This window comes from Mesorhizobium sp. M0587 (assembly GCF_040320945.1).
GTDB lineage: Bacteria > Pseudomonadota > Alphaproteobacteria > Rhizobiales > Rhizobiaceae > Mesorhizobium.
Genome location: NZ_JAMYQP010000004.1, coordinates 216013 through 235629 on the forward strand (window position 1 = coordinate 216013; position 19617 = coordinate 235629).

Consider the following 19617-nt stretch of genomic DNA (forward strand, 5'->3'; position numbering starts at 1 on the left):
AGCGCGCCGCGGCGATTGAAGCATGAAGCCAATCCAGTGTGGAACGGCGCAGACTCAGGAGGAGGAACTGATATGAAAATGAAGCAAATACTGTTTGCCGCAGTCTCGGCGGGCGTGATGATGCTCGCAAGCCCGACCCTTGCGGCGACGGAACTTACCGTGCAGCGCTTTTTCGGTGCCTGCGATGCCGATTTCGGCACCAACACCGATGTCGCCAAGGCCGTAGGCGAATGCGGGATCATCACCTCGCTGATCAACAAGTTCAACGCCGACAATCCCGATGTGCACGTCAGCGTCACCACCGTGGAATGGCCGGGCTACGACCAGCTGACCGCGCAGTTCGCTTCGGGCGATGCTCCGGACATCGTCACGATCCACGAGTCCGTGCTTTCGGACTACCAGTCCAAGGGGCTGTTGATGCCGCTCGACGATCTATTGAAGTCCGTCGGTCTGACGCCCGAGGCCTTCACGGATGCGGCGCGTAACGGCGCCACCAAAGACGGCAAGATCTACGGCCTGCCGATCGACAATTGGACGATGCTTTATCACATCAACATGGATCTCTTCAAACAAGCCGGGCTCGTCAATACCGACGGCACGCCGATCCTTCCGAAGTCGCCCGACGAACTGCTCGCCCAAGCCGAACAGTTCAAACAGAAGACCGGCAAGCCCTATTTCGTTCAGAACCTGGCCAATGAGACTGCACTCTACACGCGCAATCTCTATACCTATCTCTTCCAGCAGGACTCCGACTTCTTTGCCGATCCGAGGCATGTGAAGCTGAATACGCCGGAAGCCAAGAAGGTGGTCGAGATGTACAAGGCCATCTTCGACAAGGGTTACACCACCAAGGACCTCGACTATGGCGGCGCGATCAACGCCTTTCTTGCTGGCGAGGGTGGCGTCCAGCTCAACGGCACCTGGGTTGTCGGTGACAACAACGCCCAGTCCGAAACCAAGGGTACGGCGCTCAACAAGGGCGGCTATGCGGTCTACCCCTATCCGCAGCTGTTTGACGGCACTCATGCGCAATATGCCGACGGCCACACCTGGGCAGTCTCGCAGAAGGACCGTACGCCCGAGCAGACCGCGGCCATCGGCAAGTTCCTGAAGTTCTTCGCGGACAACGACTTCGAATGGTCGCGCACCGGCCATCTGCCGGCATATAAGGCCGTCATCACCTCGGACGCCTTCAAGGCTCTGCCGCATCGCAACACGATTTCCGCCATCGCCGATCTCGGCAAACCGCTGCCATCCACGGTGCAGCGCCAGTTTGCGATCCAGGATATTATCGGCGAAGAGATGAGCGCTGCGATCACTGGCCAGAAGGACGTCGATGCCGCGCTTGCCGACATGGAAAGCCGCGTCAACGAATTGCTTGCCAACATCTGACCGCGGGCACCCAAGAACTCTCCCATACCCCCGCGGCTGGGACAGCCGCGGGTTTTTTTGCCAAATGGAATTCGACAACAATGGTATGGTGGTAACGGTGGTGCGGGGGAGCGTTACCACCTTTCCCCAAGATCATCGATCGACCAGTTCGGAAGGCCCGCCCGAAGCGGAGCCCACGGCTATTTTTCCCGCATCGCCCGGCGGAAGTTCTGCGTGATCGGCTCGGCGAGATAAGCAAGCACGGTGCGCGCACCCGTTCTGATCATCGCCTCGCTCGACATGCCGGGCAGCAGCTTACGGCCCTCCAGCTTGGCAAGTTCGCTCTTGTCGATCAACACGGTCGCGGCGAAATACGGTGCCCCGCTGCGCTCCTCCACCATGCGGTCAGCCGATACGATCTCCACGACGCCGTCGAGTGGCGGCAGGTTGTAGCGGGCGAAGGCCGGAAAGCTGACGCGCGCGGGCTGTCCGGGCGCGATCGTCTCGACATCCTCCGGTTTGACCATAGCCTCGACCACGAGTTGCTGTCCGAGCGGCACGACGGTCATCAATGTCTCACCGGGTTTCACGACACCGCCCGCCGTGTGGACCTTCAGGTCCATGACGATACCGTCAACCGGTGCGACCACATTGGTACGGGTAAGCACGTCCCTGGCGGAGCGCTCCTGCTGCCCGAGGTCAAACAACTCCGACTCGACCTTGCTCAACTCGTCGACGGCCTCGTTCAGCCGCACCGTGTTGAGGTTCAAGATTTGCATGTCAATTTCGGCCATGGCGCTTCTGGCACGAGCGATTGCCGCGACGTTGGTAGCGCGTTCTCCTTCGATTTGCTGCTGCTGCCGTCTGAGCAACAGGTTCCGCTCGCGGGTGGTCAGTCCTTTCTTGAGCAGACTTTCGAGATCTTTGGTCTCACCCTCGATCGCCTCGATCTGCTTGTCCTCGGTGGCGATAAGCGCCTCCAGCCCCTTTGTCTCTTCCTCCGTTTGGTGGCGGCGCTGGCTGAGAATTTCCCGTTCGTCCTTCAAGTTGTGGTGCTTGGCCGCAAACACGTCACGTTGTGCGGCCACCGCGTCCCTTGCGGCGGCGGCGGGATTTGCGAGCAACGACGGATCAAACTCGATCTCGGCCTTGCCATCACGCTCGGCCCTGAGACGCGCGGCCAGCGCGTCACGCGTTGCGATCCGGTTCTGGACCAGGTCAAGCTGCGCCTTTGCCTGTGTGTCGTCGAGCCGGATGAGGATCTTGCCCGCCTTGACGATATCACCGTTGGCAGCATTCAATTCCGCAATGATACCGCCCTCGAGGTGCTGGATGAGCTTGCGGTCGCCGGCGACCTTGATGACGCCCGGTGCCACCGCGGCGCTGTCCAACGGCGCCAGCGCCGCCCAACCTCCGGCCACGCCGAAGAACAGGAACATGATCGCGAACCCGGTGCAGGTCACGCCCGTGAGACGCAGGGGCATCGGTTCCAAGAGAGAGGGCGGCGCGACGGGTAGTGGCACCACGTTCAATTCTGGGGAACGGCTCATGCTTCCTTGACCTCTTTGATTTCTTTGGCTTCCGTGACCACTTCAAGGGTTGGCGGTTGGACTGCCTTTGGCATATGAGCCACCTTGCGGACGCGGTTGGCGAGTTCGTTGAAGACATAGTCGCGCGAGCCGTAGAGGTCTTGCTGGCCCCGGATGAGGACCAATATCTTGTCGACCTTCTCCACGATATTCGGGCGGTGCGCGATCAGGATAACGGTTGTTTTCGTTGCCTTGACCACGCCCAGGGCGGCGATCAATGCCTCTTCGCCTTCGCGGTCGAGGTTGGAATTGGGCTCGTCCAGGATAAGGAGTGCCGGGTCGCCGTAGAGCGCCCGCGCCAACCCGATACGCTGGCGTTGTCCGCCTGACAGTATTGCGCCCGCTTCGCCGATCTCGGTGGCGTAGCCCTTCGGCAGCCTTTTGATCAGTTCGTGAACGCCCGCCAACTGCGCGGCCCTGACCACGTTGTTGAAAACCGCGGGGTTGAGATTCGCGAAGCGGCAGATGTTTTCGGAGACGGTCCCGGCGAAGAGCTCGATGTCCTGCGGCAAGTAACCGACGTGACGGCCCCGGTCCTCCGCCGCCCATTGGGCGACGTCCATGCCGTCCAGTAGAGCACGCCCCCCGGATGGGCGCCAAGCCCCGGCCAGTATTCGCGCCAGACTTGTCTTGCCGGCGCCGCTCGGGCCGATCAACGCCATTGCTTCGCCCGGCTTGAGCTGGAAACTGATGCCTTTCAGGATGTGCTCGCCACCCTGACGGGCAAGCACAAGGTTGTCGGCCTCAAACCTGCCTTTGGGTCGTGGTAGCGGCAGAACCGGCGTGGCCTCCGGGCGCTGTCCGGCAACTGCGGTCAGTCGCCGGTAAGCGGCGCGCGCTCCGACCGTCGCTTTCCATGTGCCGATTGCTTGCTCGACAGGGGACAACGCCCGGCCCATCAGGATCGAGGCGGAGATCATGATACCAGGGGAGGCCTCGTTGCGAAGTACCAGATAGGCACCAAGGCCCAGTATGGCCATTTGCAGGGCCAGCCGGTGAAAACGCGCGATGGCAGCGATGACGCCGCCACGGTTGGCGGCAAGAACCTGTGCATTGTTTGCCTCGTCCTGCTGCGCCTTCCAGCCCTGCAGCAGTGGCTTCAACATGCCCATCGCCTGGACGACCTCGGCGTTGCGGATCGCCGCCTCAGCTTGCACATACGCCCGCGACTGTGCGCTTGCGGCATCCATCAACGGCTTGCGTGTGAGGTATTCGTTGAGCAACGCCAACGCAAACAGTACGATGCCGCCGCACAGCGCCAACCAACCCAGCCAAGGGTGCATGACGAATATGGCTGCGAAAAACAGCGGTGCCCAAGGCGCGTCAAGGATCGGGAAGATGCTCGGGCTGGTGAAGAAATTTCGTACCTGGTCCAGGTCGCGCAGAGGTCGCGCGTTAACCTGACCGGGGGCCGAAGCAGCGTATTCCACCGATGCGGTCAGGAGGACCGGGGCCAACCGCGCGTTCATCCATGACCCGACCTTGGCCAACAGACGCCCGCGTACCACTTCCAACCCCGCGAGCGTCCCGAGCGCGGCCAGTGCCATCAGCGACAGCATCACCAACGTCTCCAGACTATGGCTGCCGAGTACGCGGTGATAGACCTGGAGCATATAAAGCGCTCCGGTCAGCATCAGCACGTTGATGCCGCCGCTGAACCAGATAAGCGGCTGGACGGCCCGCCTGGCCTCTTTCATCACCATCTGAAGGGCAGAGGGCTGTTGGTTGGTTTTCATGATTTAGATGACGTCTCCGTATAACAGATCGCGGGCACGGGGGCAGCATTGGCTGCCCCCGTTGGTCAGGTATCAGGCGACGTCAAGGACTGTGGTCTGCCTCGGTGTCATATCCCCATCCAGGATGAAGATGATGCCGAGCGCGCCGTGGCTGGCTTTCAGCCGTATGGAGAGACTGGTCGCTTGCGGATCCGCTGCTTCCACTCCGACGATGGCAATGTAAGGCCGATGGCGCTCCACGTGTGTGAGAACGTCAACCGCGCGGTGGCACTCGGCGACAACATCGTGTCCGGCCTTGCGCAACACCCACTCCGGACCGGCGAGATATACCCCCCGTCGGTCCGCGACAACCAAAGTTGACATGCGAACACGTCCGTAAAAACGCAACGAATTTATTTTAATTTGCCGTAATGACGAAACCAGAGCTTGGGCATTTTGTCAACAACGGCTAATATACCTCTTGCTATATTGACAAGCCTAGGCTGTCAGATCCAGCCGCGCGGATACCTCATACGGCAGCAGGTTCGGCTGACGCCGGCTAGCTGAAACAACGCGGATGGTTTTTCGTCGTTACCGAAGTCAATTGAAAATCCGACCTTTAGGACGCGGGTGAAGTGCAGCAAATCTCGGTTTCAACAACGAGATTTGACCAGGCATGCAGATCTCGGTTTCGGGAATTGCGGCTTTCGCGCTGACGCTGACCACGGCGGCTTCGGCGGCCCGGGCCGGAGAGAGGCTCGATCGGGTTCACAAGACTGGTGTCGTCGTCGAGCTGAAGCTGGAAACACCGGGTTGGGAGACCATTGTCGGCGGCAAGTGGGCCGGATTAAGACCTGGAATCAAACATCCAGGGGCTGCGGCAGTGGCTATGCAAAGCAACTTCAATTCTCGCGAAGGCTCCGCCGCGCGCTATCAATGATGGGGCCAAGCAGGTAAGCGAATACGCTTTGTTCGCCATCCATGAGCATTATCTCGGCAGGCATGCCGGGGACCAGCGTCACCTCATGCAACGCTGCCAAGTCTTCAGGAAAGACTTCTACTTTCGCGAGAAAGTATGGCAGTCCCGTTCTGTCATCGGCCATCGCGTCAGCGGAAATCGAGCGCAGCCTGCCATGAATGAGCGGCAGGTTCCGCTGCCTGTAGGCGGTCAGAACTACCCGGGCCGACATTCCGGGTCTAATGCGCTCGATATCCGTCGGACGCACCCGGGCGTCGATCACCAAATGGTTGCCGTCGGGAACGATATCGAGAAGCGGCTGCCCGGGTGCCACGACGCCCGTTTCGGTATTGACCCGCAGGTTCATCACCGTGCCGTCGATCGGGGCACGAATAACAGTGCGAATGAGCATGTCCTCGCGCGATGGCAACTGGCCATTGATTTCCGCCGTCATCCGGCGAGCTTCGGCGAGCTCCGAACCGATCTTCTCCTGGCGTTCCTCGCCCAGCGTGACCAGTTGCAGCCGCGTTTCTCCGATCTCTTGCTCGTTCTCGGCGATCTTCGCATGATTTGCCGCCTTGGTGGCAGCAACGTCGGCGCGTCCGCGGCGCAGCGCCAGCACCCGTGGCTTGCGTTCGAGCCCCTTGTCGACAAGGGTCTGGACACCCAATATTTCTTCATCGATTAGGGCGAGTTGCTCGTCTTCCGCAGCAATCATCTCTCGAAGTCCGACGTTCTGCTCCTGGGACTGACGAATTCGGGCGTCGAGTATCTGCAACCGCCCCTGATGCGCGGCGCGTCGGCTGAAAAACAATTGCCGTTGCCCATCGACGACCTTTCGCATTTCGTTCGAGTCCTTAAGAAGAAGTTGCTCCGGGAAGCTTATTTCAACGGCACCGGTTTGCTCCGCTTCAAGTCGGGCTTGGCTTGCCAGCAGATACAAGAACCGCTCGCGAAGCTCCGCATTGAGCGCTTTAGCCCTCGTATCGTCGAGTGTGACAAGCGGCATTCCGGCCTTGACCAGGTCACCCTCTCGAACGTGGATGGTTTTTATGATCCCGCCCTCGAGATGCTGGACGGTTTTTCGATGCCCGTCGGGGCTGATGATGCCGGGAGCCAGAGCCGCGCTGGCCAAAGGGGCGAAGACAGTCCAGCCGCCCAGCACCAGCACAAAAAGGGCAGTCGCCACGACCCCAAGCCGGCGTGGAAAGCGCGTGATGTCCGCGAGAGATCTGGCATGACCTGTTCTAGCGGATGCTGCTCTCGAACCAAACAACCTCATGAGCATCGCGATCACCAGAAGCACAGCGCCGCCAATTGCTAGCGTGATGGCAGTGTCACTGGTTTCGATGCCATAGACAGCCAACTGGCGATGCACGGCAGCGATGAGGGCGGTGAAAGCCGAGTGCAGAACTTTGCTTATGTCGGAAAGCAGGGTTTCCAACCAGGTGATCATCACACGCACGGCATCAGGGTGGTCCTGCATGGTTCACTCCGCTGCAGCTGATATTGGATGTTCCGACACGGGGGGCGAAGCCGGCCGTTCAGACGGAACCGCCTGCAAAGGTGACTTCGCGGGCACCAAAGTCGGCACTGGCCTGATCACTTGATCGCGCGGACCGAACGCCGCCAGCGTACCGTGATCCAATGCCGCTGCTTTGTCGGCCGATTTCAACACGGAAACGCGATGCGTCACGATCAGAACCGTGGCCTGCATCTGCTTGAGGGTAGCCAACGTCTCGATAAGCGCTCTATCGCCGGCCTCGTCCATGTTCGCGTTCGGTTCGTCCAACACCACAAGCGTCGGATCGCCATATAAAGCCCGCGCAAGGCCTAGCCGCTGCCGATGACCTTGCGAGATGCGCCGCGAGTGCAGCGCTATGTCGGTTTCGTAGCCAGCGGGCAAAGCGAGGATCAACTCATGCACGCCAGCCATCTTGGCTGCTCGGACCAGCGCTCCGCTGTCGATTTCCCTGAAACGGGCAATGTTTTGCGCAACAGTACCCGGTAGGAACTCGACCTGCTGCGGCAGATAGCCGATATAGGCACCCAGATCCTCGGGGTGCCAGTCGAATACGTCCGCTCCATCGAGCCGGACATGACCTTTCGCCGCCCTCCAGGCGCCGACGGCTAGGCGGCATAGTGTCGATTTGCCGGAACCGGACGGCCCCACCACCACACAATTCTCGCCGGGTTCCAGGGCGAAGCGGATGCCGTGAAGCAACGGCTCCGTGCTACCCGGAGGCACATAGAAGATGTCCTCGAACGATAGTCTGCCTTTCGGCCGGGGAAGCGCAACGCGCTCGCTGCCATCACGATCGACGCGCTCGAATAGCTGCCGCAGGTTGCCATGCGCTCCTCTCGCGGCCACAAAGGCCCGCCAGGCAGCGGTGGCGCGTTCGATCGGCGCGAGCGCACGCCCCATGGTGATCGAACCCGCGATCATCGCGCCGGCGGTGATCTCGCCGGCAAGAACATAGTAGGCGCCGACGCCAAGGATCGCCACCTGAAGCGCGATGCGGACGCTGCGGGAAAGGGAAAGAATCACGGTTGTCTTGTCTTGCAGCGACTGCTGCTCCGTAGCGATCTCGGCATGGCGCACACGCCAGCGTTCGAACACCTGGCGCGCCATGCCGAGTGGGCCGATCGTCTCGCCCGCATCGACGAACCGGATAGCGTTGTCCTGGCTGGCGCGAGCGTCGACCGAGGCCTTCTTCTGGCGCTCCCGGGTCAACAGATCGTTGGTGACGGCCAGCCCGAAGAGTAGAGCCGCGCCAAGCGTGCCGACAATGCCGATCGCCGGGTGCAGTGCCCACATGAAAACCAGGAAAATGATGCTCCAGGGCATATCGAGAAAAGCTTGGGCGGCGTCGCTTCCATAAAAATTTTTAAGATTGCCGACGTCCCGAATGCCGCCCTGCAGGTTTTCCCCTTCCAGGCGGGCTTCCATCGCGCGCTTGAGTACGGGAGCGTTCAACTCGCATTCCACCCAGGCTGCGACGCGACCCAGAACCATGCGTCGCGACTGTTCGAGCACGCCGTAGACGGCGATGGCAAACAGGGCGATCACGGTCAGCCACAACAGCGTGTCCAGCGATCCCGTCGAAAGCACACGGTCATAGACCTGGAGCATGTAGATCGTCGAAACGAGAAGCAGCAGGTTGAGCAGGCAACTCAGGATTATCAGGAGCGGGAACTCCCTGCGGACAGCCTTCATTACCTGCGAAAGGCGGGAGTTGCTGGTTTGCTTAAGCATCGGCTTTGTGCCCCGGTCCAGACGCTAGATCCTGAAGGGTGAGAGCCCGCCCCTCGTCGAGGGGCGGGCTCGTTAGGTGCTCAAACGGTGGCGGCATCCAGATGGATCGTGAATGGATCCGTGCTGCTGTCATGGTCGCCATCGAAGAGATCGGCCGTGAAGTTCAGGTCGAGCGGTTGCGGCGAGAACTCGGTCGACACCGAGAACGTGACGGTGGGAACCTTTATGGTGCCTCTGCCCATGATGAGCTGGACCGCATCGATGTCGTTCGACCCAAGAGGATCGCCAACCGTGAAGCTGGCTGTTGTGCTCGTGCGGGTGAGATCGCTCTCTTGTACCTCCACCGGCGCGCTCACCGTGCCGTCACTGTAGTAGATGCGATAGAAGAGATCCTCAGTGGTCGGTGTGTAGCCGCCGTTCGTCTTGCCATTGATGATCACGGTCATGCTGCTCACATCACCGTTCGGGTCGATCACGAAGCTCTCGTCGAACTTGCCCCCAGAGGTCGTGGCACCGTCGATCCCGGCGACCGAGTTGCCCTCGAACAGGTTGTCACCAAGTCCGATGCCCGCGGTGCTGACATTCATCTGGGCTGGGCTGAGGTAGGTTGCGCCCCCGGGGCCCTCGATCGTAGCCTCGCTTGCATCAAGGAACAGCTTGATGTCATTCGGGTTGGTCAAAGCATTGACCGCCGAGAACACGACGTTCTCGGTGCCAATCGTCAACGTCCGCACCGGATCCGGGCCGCCCGCATCGAGACTACCCTGGTCCGTCGAGAAGGTGGTCGTAGTCGTGGGCGGCGTCGTCACCTGAAGGTCGTAGGTGTCATCGTCAGGATTCAGTGTCAGCGTAAATTCGACGGTGTCGTTGCTGCCGTCGCCGTTGAAGTCGGCCGTGATCGAGCCGTCGAAGGTAAAGTCACCCGTTTGCTCGAAGGTGCTGTTGGTGCCCGTTGTACCGACGGTGCCATGGCTATCGATCTGGAAGCTGTCGAAGCTGGCGCTGAACGAGCCGAGCCCGTCAGCGCCTGGATCGTGAGTCCAGGTGCCCTGGGCACCGTTCACGTAGTCGCCATCCGTGACGTCCGCGACCGCGACCACCGGCCCGTCGTCGTAGAACTCGAGGTGATCACCGACCGGCACGGCCGCCGTTACTGCATTTTCGATCGCGAACCCGCCGATGCTGAAGTGGATGTTCGATCCGAGAGCCTCACCATTCTCGACCAGGACGCGGTTGTGATCGCCGTCGGTCTCGAACTTGATCACGTCGCCGTCATGTACACCCGCCACGATCACGCCGGTGCCATCGCCGTCGAGCGTGAATGAGACCTCGCTGCCGTTGATGTAGACATGGGTGATCGTGACGTTAACATCATCGGAGTCGCCGAGCCCCGGGAAGTAATTGGCTCCAGTTTCGACATCCGTCGTAAACGCCGTCAGCTTCACCGAGACGCTGGCGCCGCCGGTCAGTTTGACGATGGTGAGCGACGCCGCGTCCGAATCCAGCACGCCCGTAAAGGAGATGTCATTGATGGTGGTCGCCTCTTTGTGCGTCAGGTCCGGAGCGAGGAAATTCGCGTCCATGCCGGTGACGTAGGTGAAGTACAAGCCTTTGCCGGCACGCACGTCCTGCGAGTCGGTGCCGAGCGTCGTGGCGCCGCCGCCCTTGCTGCTGTTGACGGTGTGGCTGATTGAGGTGCCGCTCACCAGCAATGCGTCGGCGGAGCTCCCGAACGCCATGAAAAGATTGTTGCCGGCCGGTGCACCCGCAAAGCTGAAGTTCTGTTCGCCTGTGGCGGCAACACCCAGAGTATTAGGCAGTGTCACAACATCATCGGAATTGGTGTCGTCCGGATGCGCCAGCGGCTCGAACAGAACGGTCCAGAGCTGGCCCCCGGTGATCACGTTGTTCTGGTCGGTAACTTCCTCCAGATAGACCGCGAAAACGATCTGCCCGCTGGAATCTGCCGTCGTTCCCGAGCCCTCGCGGCCGAGGATGATATTGTCGTTGTCAGGGTCGGCGTAGAGAAAAATCTCGTTGCCGTCGAGCGTTTGCTGGCCGCTGTCCAGGCCGTCGACCGGGGCCGGATTCTGGCCGTTCGAATCGAGCGTCACGAAGCCGAGACCCTGGACCGGACTCGTCGCATTGGTCAGCGTGATATCGACATCCTCGTCACCGGCGATTTGGATCGCGTCGGCTACCGTTAATGTGTCGGCAGCCAGAGCCGCGTTGATCGCGGCAAGAGCACTCGCATGGTTTGTCTGGAAACTGCTGAGGTCGATGTCGTCCTGTTGCAAACCAGGCGTTTCGTCGATCGAGGTCGTGCCAAGCACGTTGATGGTAACAGCCATGATCAATCTCCCTTGCAGCGCGGCGAAAGGTCGCCCCCGCATCTGTGGAACTCAATAGTTGGTTTTGTAGGTGTAGTGAGGATCGGGGGTAGACGAAGTTGGAGCGTGTCGCATTCACTCTATTCCGTTACCCCAAAAGACATTTCTATTGCAGAAATTCCAGACGGTCTTAGCGTTGCTAATAGAGAAGTTTTCGGACATGATACAACCCCAGACGACTATACGGCGTTATTATATTACAGACGCCTTAAGCACGGCCATCCGATGGATCTATTTATAAAGGCGAGATGCGACTGATGCGGCGTTTTGATCTTGCCCCGATCAATCAGTCACGTGTGTCACCGCTCGATCCCTCGATCTGATGACGCCGGAATGCACCTGCCCGACCGCATCCGGTATTCGGTCGCTTACTGAATGCGTCCCTCCAACCTCATTGTGCCGCTGTCGCAGAGGGCGCGTCCATTCCCGCTTCGATAGTATTGGGATCAATGGCCGTAGCTGATCGAACGATATATATCCTTCGATAGTTCCGGCGCCGGCGCCGGCGAGTGCCGTCAGGCGGCCTTCCGGCCCGTCCCGGCACCATCTCCATGCCGGCTGAAGGCGATGGTTAGATCAGCTCGGTGGGGCGGGTTCCCGGGTGGTCGGAGCCCTTGCCATGCGCCGCCCAGGCCAGTTCCGCCCGGCTGCCGAGATTAAGCTTCGCGTAGACGTGGTGAAGGTGCATTTTCACCGTGCCTTCGGACACGTGCAGCCTTTGCGCGATGGTCTTGTTACGCATTCCGCGCGAGACGAGATCAGCGATTTCGCTCTCTCGCCCCGTCAGCTTCGACGACGACAGCTGCTGTTGCGGGCTCCGCATCAGCAGATGCTGGACGATCTTGTTGTCGATCCATTTCTTGCCGTTTGCCACCGCATTCACGCACTCGACGAGACTGCGGTGGCTAACGCCGTCCAGCAGCAGCCCGTCGATGTCGAGCGCCTGTATTTCCTTGACATCGAGACCGCCGTTTGGCTGCACGATGAAGATGATGCCGAGTGCGCTGTGGCTGGCTTTCAGCCGTACGGAGAGACTGGTCGCTTGCGGACCTGCTGCCTCCACGCCGACGATGGCAATATCAGGCCGATGGCGCTCCACATGCGTGAGAACGTCAACCGCGCGGTGGCACTCGGCGACAACATCGTGTCCGGCCTTGCGCAACACCCACTCCAGACCGGCGAGATACACCCCCCGCGGGTCCGCGACAACCAAAGTTGACATGCGAACACCGTCCGTAAAAAACGCAACGAACTTATTTTAATTACCCTCAAATGACGAAACCAGAGCTTAGGCAGTTTGTCAACAATAGCTAATATATCTTTTGCTATATTGACAAGCCGAGGCTGCCAGATCGGCCGCGCGGACGCCTCGTACGGCAGCAGGTTCGGCTGACAGGAATGGTCGCGGCAGCGGCCATCCGCCGAACTCCGGCTTTGACCATAAGCCCGAACCTCAAATCGTCAGGCTCGCCTGCTCAATAGCCGACGTGAGGTGCTGCCGGATCCGACATGTTGAGTTTTGGTAGCGGGAGAGGGACTTGAACCCCCGACCCCAGGATTATGATTCCCGTGCTCTAACCAACTGAGCTACCCCGCCAGGGCGGCGAAAGGTCCGAAATCTGCCTTAAAATCGAAAGGCATTCCGGAGGCGTTCGCCAAGGTCGCGCGGATATAAGGTTGGGAGGGCGAGCCTGTCAAGCTTCGAAACATTCGATGTGGGCGCATATTCTCATTGCCGAAAAGCTTTGCGGCGTGGACATTTGGTTGCGGTCACCGGGGTTGAGTTCGAAGGGGCACGTCGCTATGTCTCGGCCACGAGTTTTAGAGTTTGAAAACAGATGAAGCCGCGCATTGCAGTCCTTGGTTGCGGATACTGGGGCAGCAACCATATCCGCACCCTCAAGGGGCTCGGCGCGTTGCACGCGGTCTCCGACGCCAACCGTGCACGCGCCGAAGGCTTCGCCAGCGAGCAGGACTGCCTCGCGATAGAACCGGACCAGCTGTTCGTCCGTGATGATATCGACGCGATCGTCATGGCGTTGCCGCCGCAATACCATGCCGACGTTGCCGTGCGCGCCGTCGAGAGCGGCAAGGACGTGCTGGTAGAAAAGCCGATCGCCCTGACAGTGGCGGACGCCGAGCGCGCGGTGCAAGCGGCCAAGGACAATGGCCGCGTCTTCATGGTGGGCCACGTCCTGCGTTTCCATCCCGCCTTCGAGACGCTGAAAGGCCTGATCGACAATGGCGAGCTCGGCGAAGTCCGCTACATCCACTCGCACCGGCTCGGCCTCGGCAAGTTCCACACCGAGAACGACGCGCTATGGGATCTGGCGCCGCACGATTTGTCGATGATCCTGGCCATAACCGGCACCGAGCCGATCGAGGTGCGCGGCGAGGGGGCGGCCCTGCTCGACAGTCTCAGCGACTTCGCGCATCTGCACATGCGCTTTCCCAACGGCCTGCGCAGCCATCTTTTCGCCTCGCGGCTCAACCCTTACCGCGAGCGGCGGCTGACCGTGGTCGGCACCAAGGCCATGGCGGTATTCGACGATGTCGAGCCTTGGGAGCGCAAACTTGCAGTCTACCGCCATGCGGTCTGGCAGGACAGCGGCCAGTGGGCCTTCACCACCAACGAGCCGTCCTATGTCGCGGTCGGGCAAGGCATGCCGCTGACGCGCGAGCTGGAGCACTTCATCCAGTGCATCGAGACGCGGGCCGAACCTCGCACGAGCGGCGAGGAAGCAATCAGGGTGCTGCGGATCCTGACGGCCGGCACGGTCACCCACACCAAGTCCTGACCCACACCAAGTCCTGAGAGACCTGTTCGGCTTACTCGGCGGGGACCTGCGCAGGCAAAGCGGCCAGCCGGGTCAGCATCGCCTCGGCCTCGGCGCCGCGCTCGGAGCGCTCGATGAAGCCGCCGCCGAAGACGCGGGCCTCGTTGCCGTCGTCGGAATAGAGCACGCAGGCCTGTCCCGGCGCGATGCCGGACTCGCCGTCGGCCAATTCGACCGACGTCACGCCCGCCTTGTGGCGCAGCACCGCAGGGCGCGGCGGCCTGGTCGAGCGGACCTTGGCGAAAAGCTCGAGGCCACCGGCAGGAACATCGGCCAGCGGCCCGCCGCCCAGCCAGTTCATATTGCGCAGATAGATCTTGTGCGTCTCCAGCGCTTCGCGCGGGCCAACCACGACGCGGGCCCGCTCGGCATCGAGATGGACGACATAGAGCGGTTCGCCGGACGCGATGCCGATGCCGCGGCGCTGGCCGATCGTGTAGCGCAGGATACCCTCATGGCGGCCAAGCACGCGACCGTCGATGTGGACGATGTCGCCCGGATTGGCGGCAGTCGGCTTCAGCTTGGCGATAATGTCGGAATATTTGCCTTGCGGTACGAAGCAGATGTCCTGGCTGTCCTGCTTTGCAGCCACCGTCAGCCCCATCTCCTCGGCGATGGCGCGCACCTGCGGCTTCGACAAGCCACCGAGCGGAAAGCGCAGATAATCGATCTGTGCCTGCGTGGTGGCGAAGAGAAAATAGCTCTGGTCGCGGTCGGCATCGACCGGCCGGTAGAGTGCGCGATGGGCGCCGTTGGCGCCGGAGCGAATATAGTGGCCGGTTGCCAACGCGTCGGCGCCAAGCTCCTTGGCGGTGGCGAGCAGGTCGGCAAACTTCACTGTCTGGTTGCAGGAAACGCAAGGGATCGGCGTCTCGCCGGCGACATAGCTCTCGGCGAAGGGGTCGATCACCGCCTTGCGGAAGCGCTCCTCATAGTCGAGCACATAGTGGGGGATGCCGAGCGTTTCCGACACGCGGCGAGCATCGTCGATGTCCTGGCCGGCGCAGCACGAGCCAGCCCGGTGCGTCGCCGCGCCATGGTCGTATAGCTGCAGGGTAACGCCGACGACGTCATAGCCTTCGCGCTTCAACAGGCCGGCGACCACGGACGAATCCACGCCGCCCGACATGGCGACGACGATGCGGGTCTTTTCGGGACGTCCGGGAAGATCGAGACTGTTCATGATGCTTTCGTTCTGCGCGGCGCCTGAATGCCAAGGACGCGAATATAGGTCAAGCTTTCCGGCTGCGCCAGCTGCAGGACGATTCCCCGGATGCGGCTGGTCCGGCGAACGCTCGGATTTTTCCCCGGTGAATCAAGGCTTCCTGCCGAATGTTTCAAATGCCCGCGAAAAGACTAACGCGGCGTTCACGATCCTTACCTAGTCATTAGGGTCTGCTTAGGCAATTTTTAAAGCTGTGGCGGTAACGTGGCGGGGATTGGGTCTTTGAGTTTTTTGTAGAGAGTACGATGACCGATCTGGTTAGACCTAGAGTGAAGTATGTTATTGGGCCCGACGGCAGCCCTCTTACGATTGCCGATCTGCCGCCGACCAACACACGTCGCTGGGTTATCCGGCGCAAGGCGGAGGTGGTCGCTGCGGTGCGCGGCGGCCTGTTGAGCCTCGAAGAGGCATGTCAGCGTTATAAGCTGACCACCGAGGAATTCCTGTCCTGGCAAGCGTCGATCGACGAATATGGCTTGGCCGGGCTGCGCACCACGCGCATCCAGCAATACCGGCATTAGAGCCGGTCTGAGCCAAAAAAGGGCGCGGCACTCCGCGCCCTTCTGGTTTCGAATGGCTCCGAACCCTCGCGGCGGTCAGACCGTCAGCGCCACCTTGCCGACCGGCTTGGTGGCGAGAAAGGCGTGGGCGGCTCCCGCTTGGTCGAGCGGAAAGCTCCTGGCTATATGGACGGCGAGCTTTTTCGCGTCGATCAGCCGGCCGAGCTCCAGCAGACCTTCACGGTCGGGCACGACGGACATGCGCTCGACCCGGATGCCCCGTATGCTGGCTTGCGCCTTCGTGGCGTCGCTGACATTGAGCAGCGAAACCAGTACGCCGCCGTCCTTGAGGACCTTGAGCGAGCGTTCGGCATGGTCGCCGCCGACTGGTTCCAGCACGAGATCGATATCATGAAGTTTTCCGGTGAAATCGTCCTTGGTGTAGTCGATGACCTCGTCGGCGCCGAGCTTGCGTACGAAATCGAGCTTGTCCGGGCTGGTGGTGGCGGCAACCCAGGCGCCGCGCGCCTTGGCGACCTGCACCGCCAGATGGCCGACCCCGCCGGCACCCGCATGCACCAGTACGCGCTGGCCCGACTTCAGCCCGCCATGACGGACAAGGCCTTGCCAGGCGGTGAGGCCGGCCAGCGGCAGCGCACCGGCCTGTAGGTAATCGGCCTTCTTCGGCTTCAGCGCGATCTCGTCGGCAGGCACGGCCACCAGTTCCGCATAGGCCGCCGCCTGTTTGGGGAAGTGCGGCATGCCGAACACGTCGTCGCCGATTTTGAAGCCGGCGACACCTGCGCCCAGCGCGGCGACTGTTCCGGAGATATCCCAGCCGAGGGTAAAGGGCGGTTCGCCAAGCAACGGAAAATAGCCGGCGCGGACGGCGCCGTCGACGGGATTGATGCCTGCGGCTTTGATGCGCACCAGCACTTCGCCGGCCTTCGGCGTGGGGTCGGTCTGACTGGCGATGACAAGGACTTCGGGCCCGCCGAAGGAATTCTGGATCACGGCACGCATTGGATATCTCCTGCTTGATTGGTGCCACTATCATTTGGATAGTAATGATCCCTTGTCCAGTATGTACCTTTTTGGTATATAGGCACCCCATGGATAGCGAAGATAACTGCCCCTTCGGCTATGACGCCTTCCGGCGGACATGTCCCTCGCATACCGTGCTGGAGATGCTGGCCAGCAAATGGGTCTATCTGGTGGTTTGCGCGCTGCGCAAAGGCCGACAGCGCAATGGCGAGCTTGCCCGCAAGCTCGAAGGCATAACGCCGAAGATGCTGACGCAGACGTTGCGCGTGCTCGAGCGTGACGGTCTGGTGCGGCGCGAGGTCTTTCCGGTTATTCCGCCACGCGTCGAATATGAACTGACCGAACTCGGCCAGAACCTGGCGGGGCTGCTTACCCAGATAAGATCATGGGCGGAGCAGCATGCACCTGATATCAAGGACGCCCGTGCGCGGGCGGTGGCCGGGAGTGAAGGGGATTGGGCCGCCTAAGGGAGCTTTGCCCTGGTCGAGCGCCTCGCAGCCTGGTGCGGTGCCCGCCCGCGTGGCAAGCACCTGCGTTATGAATAGCCGGACTTCAGCCGATCATGGCGCTGCGGCCGCCGATTTCGGTTTCGCGGATCTTGGTGTCTCGCGATTCCAGCATCTCCGCCTTGGAAAGCTCCGCTTCAGCTTCGCCGAGTAGTGATTCGGCAGCGCTGCGCTGTTGGGCGAGGTCGCTTTGCGAATTTCTAAGATTGTCGCGGCGCAAACGTGCCGCCTTGGCGAAGGTCGGATAGGCAAAATGGTTGATGTCGGTGATGCCGGCCTTCTTTTCCTCGGCATTGATCTGAAGCTCCAGTTCGACGGCCATGCGTTCGAACTCGGCGATCATCATGTCGAGCTGGAGCAGCTGCCGCCGCTTCTCATTCACCTGAAACTGCTTCAGTCGAACGAGGTTCTCACGTGACTTCATGATTCGGTACTCCCGGAAACGCACACCTGCACATATCGTCCAATCACCCGGAAACGCCCCAGGCGTTGCCCGTTTCCACCAGCTTTCCCCGAACTATGGGAAACAAAACCCTAAAGTTTTTTGCCGGCGGTAACCATTCGTTTACGGGCATTGTTAATCATACGGGTCAGGGCTTAAGGCCGGGTAAAAATCCGACCGACGACACGGAAGCGCTGTCGATGAGTCCCTGGAGTCACTTAGTCCAGGTTATTAATGTTGTGCATTAGCGGTTTGGGTCTGTGATTCACTATTAGATTCAAGAGGGTGTAGAAAGAGGTTAAAAAATCTGGTACCGTAATCGGCGCGGAATTAGGTTTTGTTAACCATTCAATGGCAGCCTCTGCATTAGGCAATCACTGCTCCGGTCCAGGACGGGTCGCGAGATGGTCCGGCAGCAGAAAAGGGGAATGAGATGCGTGTTCTGCTGATAGAAGATGACAGTGCAACCGCACAAAGCATCGAACTGATGCTGAAGTCGGAAAGTTTCAATGTCTATACGACAGACCTCGGCGAAGAGGGTGTCGATCTAGGCAAACTCTACGACTACGACATCATCCTTCTCGACCTCAACCTGCCCGATATGTCCGGCTACGAGGTCTTGAGAACGCTTCGCCTTTCCAAAGTTAAGACGCCTATCCTGATCCTCTCCGGCATGGCCGGCATCGAGGACAAGGTGCGCGGCCTCGGCTTCGGCGCGGACGACTATATGACCAAGCCGTTCCACAAGGATGAGCTGGTCGCCCGTATCCATGCCATCGTGCGGCGCTCCAAGGGCCACGCCCAATCGGTCATCACAACCGGCGACCTGGTGGTCAACCTCGATGCCAAAACCGTCGAAGTCGGCGGCCAGCGCGTGCATCTCACCGGCAAGGAATACCAGATGCTGGAGCTGCTCTCGTTGCGCAAGGGGACGACGCTCACCAAGGAAATGTTCCTCAACCACCTTTATGGCGGCATGGACGAGCCGGAACTGAAGATCATCGACGTCTTCATCTGCAAGCTGCGCAAGAAGCTCGACGCCGCGTCCGGTGGCCAGAACTACATCGAGACGGTCTGGGGCCGCGGCTATGTGCTGCGCGAACCCGAAGACATCCGCGTCAGCGCCTGAACGGCGAACACCGTCCGACTCTCTTCGACAAAAACCCGGCCAAGCCGGGTTTTTGTGCGAATGGGCCATTAAATTAGCCGTTTGTTTCTACGCAATCCTGGACGGAAAGGCCATGACGCACGTTTCTTGGAATTGCTCCAAGCCGGCGAATCAAGCGGCAATCTTCAGGGCGCGGAACCGTTCGAGCAACTGCGAACGGTTGAAGGGTTTCAGGAGATAGCCCTGGGCGCCGGCGCGCTTGGCCCGCATGATGGACGCGATATCGAGCTCGACCAGCGAGATCAGGATCTGCGGCTTGACCGGGCTTTCCATGGCGCGCACACGGCGGATCAGGTCAACCGCCTTCACGTCGGGCAGGGCGCCGTCGACGACGATGATGTCGGGCATGTCGGCGGCGCACATTTCCAGCGCATCAAGCCCGCTGGCTGCTTCGATGACCGTCATGTCGGAACCACCCAAGATGCGTTTTGCAACCTTTCTGATGACACTGGAATCGTCGACGAACATGCAGCGCTTCATTTCCGGGTCCTCTTTGCCTTATGGCGATCCGGTCGTCGGGGCATCTGCGGTGCACACTAGGCCGATCTGGTAAAGAACCCGGAAAGCGATTAGGTAAATTTTTTGCAAGGATGCCGTTTCATGGCTTTTTCTTGCG

At 60.6% G+C, this 19617-nt stretch carries 17 protein-coding genes and 1 tRNA gene; 6 read left to right on the top strand and 12 right to left on the bottom strand.

Features of this window, described 5'->3' with window-relative positions:
* The first annotated feature begins 78 nt into the window (after window positions 1-78).
* A complete protein-coding gene (locus NKI49_RS05685; RefSeq protein ID WP_502899504.1) occupies window positions 79-1392 on the top strand; it encodes an ABC transporter substrate-binding protein in 1314 nt (437 codons plus the stop codon).
* A 179-nt stretch (window positions 1393-1571) separates the two neighbouring features.
* Here NKI49_RS05685 and NKI49_RS05690 read toward each other — a convergent pair whose 3' ends face one another.
* The 3 genes from NKI49_RS05690 to NKI49_RS05700 form a co-directional block, all read right to left on the bottom strand.
* On the bottom strand, window positions 1572-2921 hold the full coding sequence (locus NKI49_RS05690) for an HlyD family type I secretion periplasmic adaptor subunit (protein ID WP_352601023.1): 1350 nt from the start codon (window positions 2919-2921) through the stop codon (window positions 1572-1574).
* Window positions 2918-4696 carry a type I secretion system permease/ATPase gene (locus NKI49_RS05695; protein WP_352601021.1) on the bottom strand — a complete coding sequence of 593 codons (1779 nt, stop codon included), beginning with the start codon at window positions 4694-4696 and terminating at the stop codon, window positions 2918-2920. Before NKI49_RS05695 ends, NKI49_RS05690 begins: the two co-directional genes overlap by 4 nt.
* Window positions 4697-4768: 72 nt before the next feature.
* A complete protein-coding gene (locus NKI49_RS05700) occupies window positions 4769-4999 on the bottom strand; it encodes a hypothetical protein (RefSeq protein ID WP_352601019.1) in 231 nt (76 codons plus the stop codon).
* A gap of 352 nt (window positions 5000-5351) precedes the next feature.
* Between NKI49_RS05700 and NKI49_RS05705 the strand changes: the two genes are divergently transcribed.
* A complete protein-coding gene (locus NKI49_RS05705; RefSeq protein ID WP_352601017.1) occupies window positions 5352-5615 on the top strand; it encodes a hypothetical protein in 264 nt (87 codons plus the stop codon).
* On the opposite strand, the gene NKI49_RS05710 is transcribed toward NKI49_RS05705, so the two are convergent.
* From NKI49_RS05710 to NKI49_RS05730, 5 genes are all read right to left on the bottom strand, one after another.
* The gene (locus NKI49_RS05710; RefSeq protein WP_352601015.1) at window positions 5578-7119 is read right to left on the bottom strand and encodes an HlyD family type I secretion periplasmic adaptor subunit; all 1542 of its coding nucleotides are present in this window, start codon (window positions 7117-7119) and stop codon (window positions 5578-5580) included. The two genes, NKI49_RS05705 and NKI49_RS05710, sit on opposite strands and share 38 nt — an antisense overlap.
* A gap of 3 nt (window positions 7120-7122) precedes the next feature.
* On the bottom strand, window positions 7123-8889 hold the full coding sequence (locus tag NKI49_RS05715) for a type I secretion system permease/ATPase (RefSeq protein WP_352601013.1): 1767 nt from the start codon (window positions 8887-8889) through the stop codon (window positions 7123-7125).
* Window positions 8890-8969: 80 nt separating this feature from the next.
* Window positions 8970-11240 carry a hypothetical protein gene (locus NKI49_RS05720; RefSeq protein ID WP_352601011.1) on the bottom strand — a complete coding sequence of 757 codons (2271 nt, stop codon included), beginning with the start codon at window positions 11238-11240 and terminating at the stop codon, window positions 8970-8972.
* Between the two features lie 610 nt (window positions 11241-11850).
* The gene (locus tag NKI49_RS05725) at window positions 11851-12501 is read right to left on the bottom strand and encodes a response regulator transcription factor (protein ID WP_352601009.1); all 651 of its coding nucleotides are present in this window, start codon (window positions 12499-12501) and stop codon (window positions 11851-11853) included.
* A gap of 298 nt (window positions 12502-12799) precedes the next feature.
* A tRNA-Met gene (locus tag NKI49_RS05730) sits at window positions 12800-12876 on the bottom strand.
* A gap of 241 nt (window positions 12877-13117) precedes the next feature.
* Here NKI49_RS05730 and NKI49_RS05735 point away from each other — a divergent pair.
* Window positions 13118-14077, top strand: coding sequence for a Gfo/Idh/MocA family protein (locus NKI49_RS05735; RefSeq protein ID WP_352601007.1), 960 nt, complete (start codon window positions 13118-13120; stop codon window positions 14075-14077).
* Window positions 14078-14108: 31 nt separating this feature from the next.
* Here the strand turns inward: NKI49_RS05735 and mnmA are convergent, their stop codons facing one another.
* Entirely contained in the window at window positions 14109-15299 is a 1191-nt protein-coding gene (mnmA, locus tag NKI49_RS05740) for a tRNA 2-thiouridine(34) synthase MnmA (RefSeq protein WP_352601005.1), read from the bottom strand.
* 287 nt (window positions 15300-15586) lie between these two features.
* Here mnmA and sciP point away from each other — a divergent pair, with 287 nt between their 5' ends.
* Window positions 15587-15862 (top strand): CtrA inhibitor SciP, encoded by a 276-nt coding sequence (sciP, locus tag NKI49_RS05745; RefSeq protein WP_006203587.1) that lies wholly within the window; start codon window positions 15587-15589, stop codon window positions 15860-15862.
* Between the two features lie 75 nt (window positions 15863-15937).
* Here sciP and NKI49_RS05750 read toward each other — a convergent pair whose 3' ends face one another.
* A complete protein-coding gene (locus NKI49_RS05750) occupies window positions 15938-16864 on the bottom strand; it encodes an NADP-dependent oxidoreductase (protein ID WP_352601002.1) in 927 nt (308 codons plus the stop codon).
* 89 nt (window positions 16865-16953) lie between these two features.
* Between NKI49_RS05750 and NKI49_RS05755 the strand changes: the two genes are divergently transcribed.
* Window positions 16954-17352, top strand: a complete 399-nt coding sequence (locus tag NKI49_RS05755) for a winged helix-turn-helix transcriptional regulator (RefSeq protein WP_352600999.1) — start codon at window positions 16954-16956, stop codon at window positions 17350-17352.
* An 85-nt stretch (window positions 17353-17437) separates the two neighbouring features.
* On the opposite strand, the gene NKI49_RS05760 is transcribed toward NKI49_RS05755, so the two are convergent.
* Complete coding sequence (locus tag NKI49_RS05760) at window positions 17438-17815, bottom strand: flagellar export protein FliJ (RefSeq protein ID WP_352600997.1); 378 nt, start codon at window positions 17813-17815, stop codon at window positions 17438-17440.
* Window positions 17816-18266: 451 nt separating this feature from the next.
* Between NKI49_RS05760 and ctrA the strand changes: the two genes are divergently transcribed.
* Window positions 18267-18962 carry a response regulator transcription factor CtrA gene (gene ctrA, locus NKI49_RS05765; protein WP_006203583.1) on the top strand — a complete coding sequence of 232 codons (696 nt, stop codon included), beginning with the start codon at window positions 18267-18269 and terminating at the stop codon, window positions 18960-18962.
* 150 nt (window positions 18963-19112) lie between these two features.
* On the opposite strand, the gene NKI49_RS05770 is transcribed toward ctrA, so the two are convergent.
* Window positions 19113-19481 carry a response regulator gene (locus NKI49_RS05770; RefSeq protein WP_352600995.1) on the bottom strand — a complete coding sequence of 123 codons (369 nt, stop codon included), beginning with the start codon at window positions 19479-19481 and terminating at the stop codon, window positions 19113-19115.
* Window positions 19482-19617: the final 136 nt, after the last annotated feature.